The following is an 11,984-nucleotide window of genomic DNA, read 5'->3' as shown; positions in this document are numbered from 1 at the left end:
AGGGCCGCGGGGGAGGCCGATCGGCGGGCTCACCAGGAGGAATCCGGCGGTTCGGCAATCGTTTTGGTCTTGGCCCCCAAGCTGGGCTATTCTTTCGGAGTCGCGAGCGAGGCCCACGGCAATCAGGGCCCGCGAGCAATGGGGTATGGGGTAATTGGCAGCCCGGCTGATTCTGGTTCAGCTAGTCTAGGTTCGAGTCCTGGTACCCCAGCGGTCATCCGCACGGCGCCTATGTCTCTCGGAGACATAGGCGTTTTCGTTTGCGGGATCGGGCGATTCGATCGCCCGGCCATGACCATCGGTTTGGCCGTGCTCTCACGGGTGCGGTAGAGTTACGCCCGTTGCGAGGCGTCCGGAAGGGCGCCTCCTCGGTTCGGAATCTTGGATCCGGTCACCTGGATCCAGACACGCAGCGCGCGAGGTCCCGTCGTCTAGTGGCCTAGGACGCCGCCCTCTCAAGGCGGTAACGCCGGTTCGAATCCGGTCGGGACTACCACGCCGCGGTGTCGAAAGATCGAGACCGTGTAGGCCAGGCTCCGTCGTCTAGTGGCCTAGGACGCCGCCCTCTCAAGGCGGTAGCGCCGGTTCGAATCCGGTCGGGGCTACAAGGTCGGGAACCCTCGGAAGCGCGTCTTCCGGGGGTTTTCGCATTCACGGGGCTGCTAAGAGCGTGACGCCGGCGCATTGCGCACCGCGTGTACCTGTGCGTCCCCGGGCGTCGGGCGCGATCCCCGGGCGTCGGCCGCGGCCTGGGACACGTGCCCAGGCCGCGTGAACGGCCTCCCCGGCGGCTACGCGCCCTGACCGGCGCGCGAGCGGGCCTTGAACAGCGCCCGCTTGGCCGCCTTGGCGACCTGCCGGTCGGGATGGGCCTCGCCGATCGCCTCCAGCAGCTCCTCGACGTGCGGGTGCGGCACCTTCCAGATGACCTCCAGCAGGTTGCTCAGCACGGGCGCCGGCCCGATGTCGTGCAGGCTGCTCACGAACTCCGGCGTGCCGAGGCCCGCCGAGATCGTCCACATGTCGAGGATCAGCCAGTGAGTGTCGCTCTGGCTCGGCTCGGGCGCGCCGACGACGCCCAGCTGGGCGAGGTGTGTCGCGGCGTACGGGCGTAGCGAGGCCTCCTTGAGCGCCTCCTGCCAGGCGGGAACGGCGACGGGGCCGAGCGAGCCGACGAGGCTGGCCGCCTGCACGCGGATCAGCGCGTCGGCCTCGTCCTCGGCGGCGGCGCCGAGGAGCTCCCCGGCGGCCGTGGCGGGGTCGCGCAGCTTCATCCAGGCGGCGAACTCGGCGTCGGCCTCCTCCTCGGGCAGGTCGGCGCTGAGCGACAGCAGGTCGAGGGCGGTCATCGCGTCGATCGCGGGGCGCGCGTCCACCTCGATGTCGTCGTCGTCCAGCAGGTGGACCACGCCCTCGGTGCCGAGCGGCGTCAGGCGCAGGCGCTCGCCGTCCACGGTGATCATGCCGTAGCCGGTGAGCCACTCGACCACGGAGGCGAGCGGGTCGCCCGCCTCGGCCCAGGCGGTGGCGCCGAGGTCGTCGAACTCGGCGGCGGCCTCGGAGAGCTCCTCGGCCAGCTCGCCGAGCGGGCGCTCGCCGCCGGCCAGCAGCAGGCGGACCAGCAGCGCCCGGGTGAGCCCGGACAGCGCGAGGGTCAGATCGTCGTCGTCCAGCTCGGGGTCGCCGTAGTCGACGGAGTGGAGCCCGAGCATCCAGGCGTCCAGGACGTCCTCGTCGTTCTCGAACGGCCACGCCGGAGTGTCCTCGTCGACGCTGACGGTGTCCTCGCCGTCGGGGGTGAGGAACTCCAGGTCGACCGCGAGGTTCCACAGGTTCCACAGGGCGGGGACGGCCTGGGCCAGCGGGCGCTCGGCGGGCACGGGCAGGCCCACGACGGCCAGGGCCTCGCGGATCTCGTCGTCGCTCAGCAGCGTCTCCTCGCCGACCGTGCGCGCGGTGCCCACCCAGACGGCCAGATCGCGGGCCGTGGAGATGAGCGGCACGGCGCGGGCCGCGTCGGCCAGCTCCGCGTCGGGGCGCAGGCGGATGGTCGGGAGTTCGGCGAGCTCGTCGGCGAAGGGCTCGAAGTCGCCGAGACCTTCGACCTCCTCCTCGTCGAGGTCTTCGTCCTCGTCGTCCTCTTCGTCCCACTCGCGTTCGCCGATGACCTCCTCCATCGCCTCGACGAAGTCGTCCTCGATCGCGTCGAGCCCGTCGAGCAGCTCGTCGAGGTCGTCCGAGCCCTTGGCCAGCCTGCCGGTCTCCGACAGGAAGGTGAGGTAGGCGCGCACGGCCGGGATCATGCCGTCGGCCGCCGCGTCCGGATCCTCGACGACCTGCGGCATGCGCTCCACGAGGACCGGGCGAAGATCGCCGCGCTTCCACAGGTGGACGTCGTCGCGCACGGTCAGGCGGTGCCAGAGAGCGGCCGGTCCCACCATGTCGGGATCACTGTCCGGTGCGTGTTGGGGTGCCCAGAGAATGAACTCTTGAAGGAGGGGACGCAGCTCTGACGCAGCTGCCTCGATGCGATCTGTCACTCCGCCAGGCTAGTGCTTGGCGGCTGCCGTCTCTAATCAGTTGGCACTGCTTCCGAACCCAATCGGTGAGCGGGGCGCCCACCGGCCCGTACGGCCCCTCTGCCCTGCGCGAACAGCCGGTCAGTTGGCCCGGCGCATCGCGTCGGTGATGCGCTCGGCGGCGGCCACCACGGGAGCGGCGTGGATGCGGCCGGGAGTGCGGGTGAGACGCTCGATCGGGCCGGAGACGGAGACGGCGGCGATCACCTTGCCGCCCGCCCCGCGGATCGGCGCCGAGACGCTGGCCACGCCCTGCTCCCGCTCGCCGACGCTGTGCGCCCAGCTGCGCCGGCGCACGCTGGCCAGGGTGGCGGCGGTGAACTTGGCGCCGCGCAGGCCGCGGTGCAGACGGTCGGGCTCCTCCCAGGCCAGGAGCACCTGGGCCGCGGACCCGGCGGTCATCGGCAGGGCCGTGCCCACGGGGACGGTGTCGCGCAGGCCGCTCGCGCGCTCGGCGGCCGCCACGCACACCCGCTCGTCGCCCTGCCTGCGGTAGAGCTGCGCGCTCTCGCCGGTCTGGTCGCGAAGCTGGGTGAGGACGGGGGAGGCGACGGCGAGCAGGCGGTCCTCGCCGGCGGCGGCGGAGAGCTCGGAGAGGCGGGGGCCGAGGATGAAGCGGCCCTGCGTGTCACGGGAGACGATGCGGTGGTGCTCCAGGGCGACCGCGAGACGGTGGGCGGTGGGGCGTGCCAGCCCGGTGGCCTGGACGAGCTGTGCCAGGGACGCGGGACCGGCTTCAAGGGCGTTGAGCACGAGCACGGCCTTGTCGAGTACGCCGACTCCGCTAGAGTTGTCCATACCCCGATACTGCCGTCTCGCCATACGAGATGCAACTGGGGATCTACGCGAACGATAGATAGGCTGTCCATATCCCGAAATTTCCGTCTTATTTTCTGAGACGTGCCGGGGGCCTGAAACGCAAGGAGGCGTTCACGACATGGGTCGCACACTGGCCGAAAAGGTATGGGAGCGGCACGTCGTCCGGCGTGCCGACGGCGAGCCGGACCTGCTCTACATCGACCTCCACCTCATCCACGAGGTGACGAGCCCGCAGGCGTTCGACGGCCTGCGCATGGCGGGGCGCAAGGTGCGCCGTCCCGAGCTGACCATCGCCACCGAGGACCACAACGTGCCGACCGTCCTCGGCCCCATCGCCGACCCCGTGTCCAAGGCCCAGGTCGAGACCCTGCGCAAGAACGCCGCCGAGTTCGGCGTCCGCCTGCACCCCATGGGCGACGCGGGGCAGGGTGTGGTGCACATCATCGGCCCGCAGTTCGGCCTGACCCAGCCGGGCATGACCATCGTCTGCGGCGACTCGCACACCTCCACCCATGGAGCGTTCGGCGGCATCGCGTTCGGCATCGGCACCTCCGAGGTCGAGCACGTGCTCGCCACCCAGACGCTGCCCGCCTACCGGCCGAAGACGATGGCCATCGAGGTCTCGGGCGAGCTGCCGTTCGGCGTCACCGCCAAGGACCTGATCCTCGCCATCATCGCCAAGATCGGCACCGGCGGCGGCCAGGGCCACATCATCGAGTACCGCGGCGAGGCCGTCCGCAAGCTCTCCATGGAGGGCCGCATGACGGTGTGCAACATGTCCATCGAGGCGGGCGCCCGGGCGGGCATGATCGCCCCGGACGAGACCACCTTCGCCTACCTCAGGGGCCGGCCGCACGCGCCGACCGGCGAGGCGTGGGACGCCGCCGTCGAGTACTGGAAGTCCCTGCGCACCGACGACGACGCCGTCTTCGACACGGTCGTCGAGATCGACGCCTCGGCGCTGTCGCCGTTCGTCACCTGGGGCACCAACCCGGGGCAGGGCGCGCCGCTGAACACCGCGATCCCCGCGCCGGAGGAGACCTCCGACACGGCCGCCGCCCGCCGCGCCCTCGACTACATGGCCCTGCGGCCCGGCACGCCGCTGAGCGAGATCGAGGTCGACACCGTCTTCGTCGGCTCCTGCACCAACGGCCGGCTGGAGGACCTGCGCGCCGCCGCCGACATCCTGCGCGGCCGTAAGGTCACCACGCGCACGCTGATCGTCCCCGGGTCCATGCAGGTCAAGGCCGAGGCCGAGGCAGAGGGGCTGCACGAGGTGTTCCAGGCCGCGGGCGCGGAGTGGCGCCAGGCCGGCTGCTCGATGTGCCTCGGCATGAACCCCGACACCCTCGCGCCGGGCGAGCGCAGCGCCTCCACCTCCAACCGCAACTTCGAGGGCCGCCAGGGCAAGGGCGGGCGCACGCACCTCGTGTCCCCGGCGGTCGCCGCCGCCACCGCCGTGACCGGCCGTCTCACCGCGCCCGCCGACCTGTAAGGAGCCTGGACAGATGGAAGCCTTCACCACCCACACCGGCCGGGCCGTGCCGCTGCGCCGCAGCAACGTGGACACCGACCAGATCATCCCGGCCGTCTGGCTCAAGCAGGTCAGCCGCACCGGCTTCGAGAGGGGCCTGTTCGCCGCCTGGCGCGAGGACCCGGAGTTCGTCCTCAACGACCCCGCCTACGCGGGCGCCTCGATCCTCGTCTCCGGGCCCGACTTCGGCACCGGCTCCTCACGCGAGCACGCCGTCTGGGCGCTCCAGCAGTACGGCTTCCGCGCCGTCATCGCGGCGCGCTTCGGCGACATCTTCCGCAACAACTCCACGAAGATGGGGCTGCTGCCGGTCGTCCTGCCCGCCGAGAAGGTCGAGGCGCTGCAGAGCGCCGTCGAGGCCGACCCGTCCACCGAAGTGACCGTCGACCTGGTCGAACGCCAGGTCCGCTGGGGCGGCGAGACCGCCGGGTTCGAGATCGACGACTACACGCGCTGGCGCCTGCTCGAAGGACTCGACGACATCGGCCTGACCCTGACGCACGCGGATGACATAACGGAGTACGAGAATGGACGGCAGCCATGGCTGCCGACGACCGTTTGACAGATGCCGCGCCGCCCGGGACCTCCGGGCCGCCCGCGAGAGCCTCGCAGGCCGAGAGCCGCGAGGACAGTTTGGCGCGGCGGCTGCGCGACGCCTACCGTCGCGTCGCCGCCGCACGGCTTCCCCCTGACGAGAAACAGCGCGTCGCGCGCCGTTTCGTGGCGATATGCGATCTCGCCAAGCGTGACCTCGATCACGCGGGCGCCCGCCTGGACGACTTCCTGGCCGCTCTGGAAGCCGGATCCGACACGCCCGGTAGTCGAAACATCGCCGGATGTGATTGAGTCCTGGCCCTGTGTACCTTAATTTCAAGCGGGTAAGGGGTTTCTGACCGCTGACTGGTGGGCGCGTGCCGGAACCCCGCGCTTGGCCACACCGGGTGAGATCGGCCGCGGGCCGTCGGCCCCGGCGCTCATCCTCAGACAGCGGTAATCAGGGGGAACAACCGAGATGAACAAGCGAGAACTCGTGGACGCGATCGCTGATCGGGTCGGCGACAGGAAGACGGCCACCGAGGCCGTGAACGCGATAATCGAGGCGATCCAGCACGCTGTCGCGAACGGGGAGAAGGTCTCGATCACCGGTTTCGGTGCGTTCGAGATGGCTCACAAGCCCGCCCGCCAGGCAAGGAACCCTTCGACCGGCGAGCCCATCAAGGTTTCCGAGAGCTGGGGCCCCAAGTTCAGGGCCGGCGCCGACTTCAAGGAACAGGTCAACGCGGCCGGCAAGAAGGCCGCCAAGAAGAAGTGACGACCGTCTGAGGACGATCACGGACGCCCGGGGCCCGGCAAGGCCCCGGGCGTCCGTATGTCCGGGCGTGTCCGGCGGCGGGTGTCCCGGCCGCGTGCGAGCGGCCGGTTTCTCCCGGGCCTGCGTCTGCGGGCCGGTGCGTCTGCGGGCCTGTGCGTCCGCCGGGGCGGGCGCGCTAACCCGGCAGCGGGAACGTGGACAGGGTGATCGCGGTGATGACGGCGTCCTCGACGCGGATGTTCACGCGCTGGCCCGAGCGCAGCAGGCGCAGGGGGCCGGCGTCGAAGGCGGGGGCGTCGAACGGCAGCTCGGTGCCGTCGTCGAGGAAGACCGACCCCGACCGGGTCTCCTGGTCGAAGCTCCGCACCGTCGCCTGCACGCGCGCCAGTCTACAGCGGCGCGCTTGGACCGGCGCGGGGGTCGTGACCGGGGGAACGCGTCGTCCGCTCAGGAGTCCGGCTTGATGTCCGTGGGCTCGATGTAGGAGGCCAGGCCGCGGACGATGATGTCGAGGCCGACGTCGAAGCGCTCGTCGTTCGTCTCCTCGAACATCAGCCCCGACAGGGCCAGCAGGTGGGGGAACCGCTCGGGCGGCAGCGCGTCGAAGTACCCCGTGATCGTCTCGCGCATCTGCTCCCAGGAGGCCGCCTCGGTGCCGCGGAGGCGCTCCTCCCACATGGACTCGGCGTAGGCGAACCCTTCGATGAAGGTGGAGATCATGTCGCCCGCGGCCGCCGCGACGTGGTCGGGGAGCCCGGCGCCGCGGAACAGGCTCAGCATGCGCTCGATCTTCGGCAGCAGCTCGGGGGTGAAGGGGATCTGCGCCATGGAGATGCGCGCCATGTCGCGATGTTCCAGCAGGAGGCCGCGGCCGCGCCGGGCGAAGTCCTTGACCTGCTCCTGCCACCGCTCCGGATCCGGCTCGGGCGGCTCCCAGTGGTCGAACAGGCGCATGTACATGAGCCGGAACAGGTCGTCCTTGCCGGCCACGTGCGCGTAGAGCGCCGAGACGGCGACGCCGAGTTCGCCGGCGACCTGGCGCATGCTCAGCCGGTCGTACCCCTCGCGGTCGAGCACGGCGAAGGCGGCGTCGACGACGCGCTTGCGCGTCAGGGGGACGCGGACCTGCGCCGGACGCCTGCGTGACCGCTCCCATGGGGGCGCGGGCACGGCGTCGTCGCGCTCCGGTCCGGTCATGCGTACACCCCGCCTTCAGGCGTCCTCGCGTGGCTTCCGGCCAGTGTAGTGCGCACGGAGAACACCGCTCGTCCGAGCAGAACACCACTCTGTTTCGCGATATATCTTGTCTTGCCAAGCCTTGCGATATATCTTAAGAACACCGCACTGTGCGGCGAACGCTGTTCAATGATAGAACAGCGCTCGTATTTACTGAACACTGTTCTGCCCCGGGGTGGGCGGGCGGAGGAACCCGAATGACATCGATCGAAACCCCCCTGAAAGAGTCGCCGTCCGAGGTGACGCCCTATCGATGGCGCTGGGCCGCGCTCTTCGTGATCCTGGCCGCCGAGATCATGGACCTGCTGGACGCGATGGTCACCAACATCGCCTCGCCCGCGATCCGCGCGGAGCTGGGCGGAAGCGCCGCCGTCATCCAGTGGCTCGGCGCCGCCTACACCCTGTCGATGGCCGTGGGCCTCATCACGGGCGGCCGGTTGGGCGACATCTTCGGGCGTAAGAAGATGTTCGTCATCGGCGCCGTGGGCTTCACCGCCGGCTCGCTGCTGTGCGCCGTCGCGCAGGGGCCCGAGATACTGATCGCCGCCCGCGTGGTGCAGGGCCTTTTCGGCGCGGTGATGCTGCCGCAGGGACTCGGCATGATCAAGGAGATGTTCCCGCCGAAGGAGATGCAGAAGGCGTTCGGCCTGTTCGGGCCGATCATGGGCCTGTCCACCGTCGCCGGTCCCATCCTGGCCGGATGGCTGGTGGACGCGGACTTCTTCGGCACCGGCTGGCGCATGATCTTCCTGATCAACATCCCCCTCGGCCTCGCCGCCGTCCTCGCCGGGATGCGGTTCCTGCCCGAGTCGCGCTCCCCGCACCCGCTGAAGCTCGACGTCCCCGGTGTCGTTCTCGCCTCGCTGGCCGGCTTCCTGATCATCTTCCCGCTGGTCCAGGGCCGCGAGCACGACTGGCCGCTGTGGTCATTCCTGATGATCGCCGCCGCGGTGCTGGTCTTCGTGGGCTTCGGCTGGTTCGAGGGCCGCAAGAACGCCAGGGGCGGTGACCCGCTGGTCGTGCCCAGCCTGTTCCGCAAGCGGGCGTTCACCGGGGGCCTGGTCACCGGCCTGGTCTTCTTCTCCGGCATGGTCGGCTTCTCGCTGGTCTTCAACCTCTACGTGCAGATCGGGCTCGGCTACTCGCCGCTGAAGGCCGGCATGTCGATGGTGCCGTGGTCGATCGGCATGGTCGTCGGCTTCCTCCTGGCCCAGCCCCTGCAGAAGTTCGGGCGCAAGCTCCTGCACGGCGGCACGCTGCTCATGGCGCTCGGCGTGCTGGCCGTGATCCTCACGCTGAACGTCGCCGGCATCGGCGTGAACCCCTGGCAGCTCAGCCCCGCGCTGCTCGTGACCGGTGCCGGCATGGGCCTGCTCATGGCGCCCTTCTTCGACATCGTGCTCGCCGGCGTCGAGCCTCACGAGAACGGCTCGGCCTCGGGCAGCCTGACCGCCGTCCAGCAGCTCGGCAGCGCCTTCGGCGTGGCGCTGCTCGGCACGCTGTTCTTCGGCATGCTCGGCACGAGCGTGGCCGCGGCCGCCGACGACGTCACGCCCAGGCTGCGCGCGGAGCTGGCGGCCGTCCAGGTCACCGGCCCGGCGCAGGACCGGGTCGTCGAGGGCCTGCGCGCCTGCGGCCACGACCGCGCGGTCGCCAAGGACCCGGCCGTGGCGCCCGCCTCCTGCGTCCGGCTGGAGGCCGACACCCGGGCCGCGGTCACCTCGCCGCAGGCGGGCGCGGCCGTCCAGAAGGCGCTCGCCTCCGCCGGGGCCGAGGCGGGTAAGACCGGCTTCAGCGACGCGATGAAGACGATCCTCTGGGTCGTGGACGGCATGCTGGCGCTGACGTTCCTCGCCGCCTTCCTGCTGCCCAAGCACGCCCGCGAGGGTGAGGCCGCCGGCCACTGACCGTGGCGAGGGCCGGTCGGCCACGGGGCCGTCATGGGATCACGAGGGGGTTCTCCATCCGGAGGACCCCCTCATCGTCGTCACCACCTCGGCGGTGTACCGGCCGACGCCGAGGGCGAGCGCGTCCTCCAGGTCGGACGGCGTGTCGACGTCGCGGCGCACCGAGGGAATGCCGCCCGGCGTCAGCTCCTTGGCGCCGCCCCCGAGGTGCCTGGCCCGCGACTCGCCGCCGAACCGCGGCCGGAACGGCACGCCGGGCCGCACCCCGTAGAAGGTCGTGCCGATCTCGGCGGCGTCGGGGACGAACGCCTGGTCGAAGTCGGCGGCGCAGGCGAGCGCCACGCTCAGCTCCGCGGGACGCAGCGCCGGCAGGTCCGCCTGGAGCGCGCCGACCGGTCCGCCGGGCGCCAGCCGCACGGCCTCGGCGCCGCCGGCCCGCAGCGCCGCGTTCAGCCCGGCCTCCGGATCGGCGACGACGTGCGCGCCGATCGCGGCCAGGGCCTCGGCGGGCACCGGGTCGCCGGTGACGACGATGACGCGGGCGACGTCCGGGCAGGCCAGCGCGGCCGACACCGTGTCGCAGGCGATGGCCACGGCGAGCGCCGCGCGGTGGGGCCCCGCGTGCGCCGCCAGGCGTGTCTTGGCGGCGATCAGCGTCTTCACCGGGACCACGATGGTCCAGTGAGGTTCCGCGCCATGTCCGCTGTCGTGACTGTGCCGACCGTCTGCCGTACGCATAGCCTTAGCATTCCGCCTCGACATCTCGTGGAGCCAACCGGGAGACTGATGGCGCACAGGCATGACTGGAGGAGTCAATTGAGCCGCCCCGGACGCCCGCCCATCTTCTGGGAAGCCCTCGTCACGGTGATCGTCAAGTCGGTGTTGCTGCTCTTCACGAAGCGGGACTGGCGCGGCCGCGCCAACGTGCCGCGCACGGGCGGCGTCATCATCGCGGCGAACCACCTGTCGTGGACGGACCCGCTGCTGCTCGCCCACTTCACGTACAACAACGGCCGCTGGCCGGTCTACCTGGCCAAGTCCGGGGTGTTCGACATCCCGGTGATCGGCAAGATCGTGCGCGCGTGCAGGCAGATCCCGGTGTTCCGCGGCAGCACCGACGCGGCGCGCTCGCTGAAGCACGCCGAGGAGGCCCTCAGGGAGGGCTCGTGCGTGATCTTCTACCCCGAGGGGACGATCACCCGCGATCCCGACTACTGGCCGATGGCGTTCAAGACCGGCGTGGCACGCCTGGCGCTCGCCACCGGCGCGCCGGTGATCCCCGTCGCGCACTGGGGCGCGCAGGAGCTGCTGCCGTACGGCGGGAAGAAGCCGCGGCTGTTCCCCCGCAAGACCTTCCGCGTGCTCGCCGGTCCGCCGGTCGACCTGTCGAAGTACCAGGGCCTGCCGATGCGCGGCCAGGTGCTGAAGGACGCGACGGCCGACATCATGGCCGAGGTCGTCGGCCTTCTCGCCGAGTTGCGCGGCGAGAAGGCGCCGGACACCCCCTTCGATGAGTCCGAGAGCCGCGCCGGGTGATGCCGTCCGCCGACGCCGGTGCGCCGCGAGCTGGGCGTACGGTGAGTAGATGACCAAGGCCGTCGTTTTCGGAACCGGTTCGTGGGGGACCACCTTCGCGATGATCTTGGCGGAGGCCGGCACCTCCACGACGCTCTGGGGACGGCGCGCCGAGGTGGTGGAGGCCATCGCACGCAGGCACGAGAACCCCGAGTACCTGCCCGGCGTCGCCCTGCCCCCGTCGCTGCGCGCCACCACCGACCCCGCCGAGGCGATGGAGGGCGCCGACTTCGTCGTCCTCGCCGTCCCCTCCCAGACCCTGCGCGGCAACCTCGCGGCCTGGCGCCCGCACCTCCCGGACCACGCCGTGCTCGTGAGCCTGATGAAGGGCATCGAGCTGCGCACCTCCAAGCGCATGAGCGAGGTGATCTGCGAGGTCGCGGGCGTCCCCGAGGAGCGGGTCGCGGTCGTGTCGGGGCCGAACCTGGTCGGCGAGCTGATCCGCCGCGAGCCGGCCGCCACCGTCGTGGCCAGCGTGGACGAGAAGGTCACCGCGCGGCTGCAGGAGGCCTGCCACCTGCCGTGGTTCCGCGCCTACACCAACGCCGACGTCGTCGGGGTGGAGCTCGGCGGCGCGGTGAAGAACGTGATCGCGCTCGCCGTGGGCGTGGCGGCGGGCATGGGGCTCGGCGACAACGTCCGGGCCACGCTGATGACGCGCGGCCTCGCCGAGATCTCCCGGCTGGGCGCGGCGCTCGGGGCCGACCCGCACACCTTCGCCGGGCTCGCCGGCATGGGCGACCTCGTCGCGAGTTGCACGTCCCCGTTGTCGAGAAACCGTACCTTCGGTGAGAATCTGGGCAGGGGCATGACCCTCGCCGAGACCATCGCCGCCACCAGGCAGACGGCGGAGGGGGTCAAGTCCTGCGAGTCGGTTCTCGACCTGGCCAGGAAGCACGACGTCGAGATGCCCATCACGGAGGTGGTGGTCGGCGTCGTCCACGACGGAATGACCCCCCGCGAGGCCGCGATGCTGCTCCTGTCGCGGACTCCCAAGCCGGAACGGTACGGCGTGTGAAACC

At 71.0% G+C, this 11,984-nt stretch carries 12 protein-coding genes and 3 tRNA genes; 10 read left to right on the top strand and 5 right to left on the bottom strand.

The window, feature by feature from the left end:
- Positions 1–139 precede the first annotated feature (139 nt).
- The 3 genes from DQ384_RS06800 (at position 140) to DQ384_RS06790 (ending at position 605) form a co-directional block, all read left to right on the top strand.
- Positions 140–211: transfer RNA gene (locus DQ384_RS06800), tRNA-Gln, on the top strand.
- Between the two features lie 209 nt (positions 212–420).
- Positions 421–496, top strand: a tRNA-Glu gene (locus DQ384_RS06795).
- A 36-nt stretch (positions 497–532) separates the two neighbouring features.
- A tRNA-Glu gene (locus DQ384_RS06790) sits at positions 533–605 on the top strand.
- A 186-nt stretch (positions 606–791) separates the two neighbouring features.
- Here the strand turns inward: DQ384_RS06790 and DQ384_RS06785 are convergent.
- Both DQ384_RS06785 and DQ384_RS06780 read right to left on the bottom strand, forming a co-directional pair.
- On the bottom strand, positions 792–2,441 hold the full coding sequence (locus DQ384_RS06785; protein ID WP_245966283.1) for a hypothetical protein: 1,650 nt from the start codon (positions 2,439–2,441) through the stop codon (positions 792–794).
- 219 nt (positions 2,442–2,660) lie between these two features.
- On the bottom strand, positions 2,661–3,377 hold the full coding sequence (locus DQ384_RS06780; protein WP_114027821.1) for an IclR family transcriptional regulator: 717 nt from the start codon (positions 3,375–3,377) through the stop codon (positions 2,661–2,663).
- 139 nt (positions 3,378–3,516) lie between these two features.
- Here DQ384_RS06780 and leuC point away from each other — a divergent pair, with 139 nt between their 5' ends.
- The 4 genes from leuC (at position 3,517) to DQ384_RS06760 (ending at position 6,244) form a co-directional block, all read left to right on the top strand.
- Positions 3,517–4,893: a 3-isopropylmalate dehydratase large subunit gene (gene leuC, locus DQ384_RS06775; RefSeq protein ID WP_114027820.1), complete on the top strand. Its 1,377-nt coding sequence runs from the start codon at positions 3,517–3,519 to the stop codon at positions 4,891–4,893.
- A 13-nt stretch (positions 4,894–4,906) separates the two neighbouring features.
- The gene (gene leuD, locus DQ384_RS06770; RefSeq protein WP_114027819.1) at positions 4,907–5,494 is read left to right on the top strand and encodes a 3-isopropylmalate dehydratase small subunit; all 588 of its coding nucleotides are present in this window, start codon (positions 4,907–4,909) and stop codon (positions 5,492–5,494) included.
- Positions 5,473–5,778 carry an SCO5555 family protein gene (locus tag DQ384_RS06765; protein ID WP_245966282.1) on the top strand — a complete coding sequence of 102 codons (306 nt, stop codon included), beginning with the start codon at positions 5,473–5,475 and terminating at the stop codon, positions 5,776–5,778. Before leuD ends, DQ384_RS06765 begins: the two co-directional genes overlap by 22 nt.
- 166 nt (positions 5,779–5,944) lie before the next feature.
- Positions 5,945–6,244, top strand: a complete 300-nt coding sequence (locus DQ384_RS06760) for an HU family DNA-binding protein (protein ID WP_114027817.1) — start codon at positions 5,945–5,947, stop codon at positions 6,242–6,244.
- A 175-nt stretch (positions 6,245–6,419) separates the two neighbouring features.
- Here DQ384_RS06760 and DQ384_RS06755 read toward each other — a convergent pair whose 3' ends face one another.
- Positions 6,420–6,623 carry a hypothetical protein gene (locus tag DQ384_RS06755; protein WP_114027816.1) on the bottom strand — a complete coding sequence of 68 codons (204 nt, stop codon included), beginning with the start codon at positions 6,621–6,623 and terminating at the stop codon, positions 6,420–6,422.
- 68 nt (positions 6,624–6,691) lie between these two features.
- Positions 6,692–7,441, bottom strand: coding sequence for a TetR/AcrR family transcriptional regulator (locus DQ384_RS06750; protein WP_114027815.1), 750 nt, complete (start codon positions 7,439–7,441; stop codon positions 6,692–6,694).
- Between the two features lie 236 nt (positions 7,442–7,677).
- Between DQ384_RS06750 and DQ384_RS06745 the strand changes: the two genes are divergently transcribed.
- Positions 7,678–9,387, top strand: coding sequence for an MFS transporter (locus DQ384_RS06745; RefSeq protein WP_114027814.1), 1,710 nt, complete (start codon positions 7,678–7,680; stop codon positions 9,385–9,387).
- A 39-nt stretch (positions 9,388–9,426) separates the two neighbouring features.
- Here the strand turns inward: DQ384_RS06745 and cofC are convergent, their stop codons facing one another.
- Entirely contained in the window at positions 9,427–10,125 is a 699-nt protein-coding gene (cofC, locus tag DQ384_RS06740; RefSeq protein ID WP_114027813.1) for a 2-phospho-L-lactate guanylyltransferase, read from the bottom strand.
- 78 nt (positions 10,126–10,203) lie between these two features.
- Here cofC and DQ384_RS06735 point away from each other — a divergent pair, with 78 nt between their 5' ends.
- Positions 10,204–10,923 (top strand): lysophospholipid acyltransferase family protein, encoded by a 720-nt coding sequence (locus tag DQ384_RS06735; protein ID WP_245966281.1) that lies wholly within the window; start codon positions 10,204–10,206, stop codon positions 10,921–10,923.
- Positions 10,924–10,972: 49 nt separating this feature from the next.
- Positions 10,973–11,980, top strand: a complete 1,008-nt coding sequence (locus DQ384_RS06730) for an NAD(P)H-dependent glycerol-3-phosphate dehydrogenase (protein ID WP_114027811.1) — start codon at positions 10,973–10,975, stop codon at positions 11,978–11,980.
- The last annotated feature ends 4 nt before the right edge of the window (positions 11,981–11,984 follow it).

The sequence above is a fragment of the Sphaerisporangium album genome (genome assembly GCF_003323745.1).
In the GTDB taxonomy this organism is placed as follows: Bacteria; Actinomycetota; Actinomycetes; order Streptosporangiales; family Streptosporangiaceae; genus Sphaerisporangium; species Sphaerisporangium album.
This window is presented reverse-complemented; position numbering and strand designations above follow the sequence as displayed.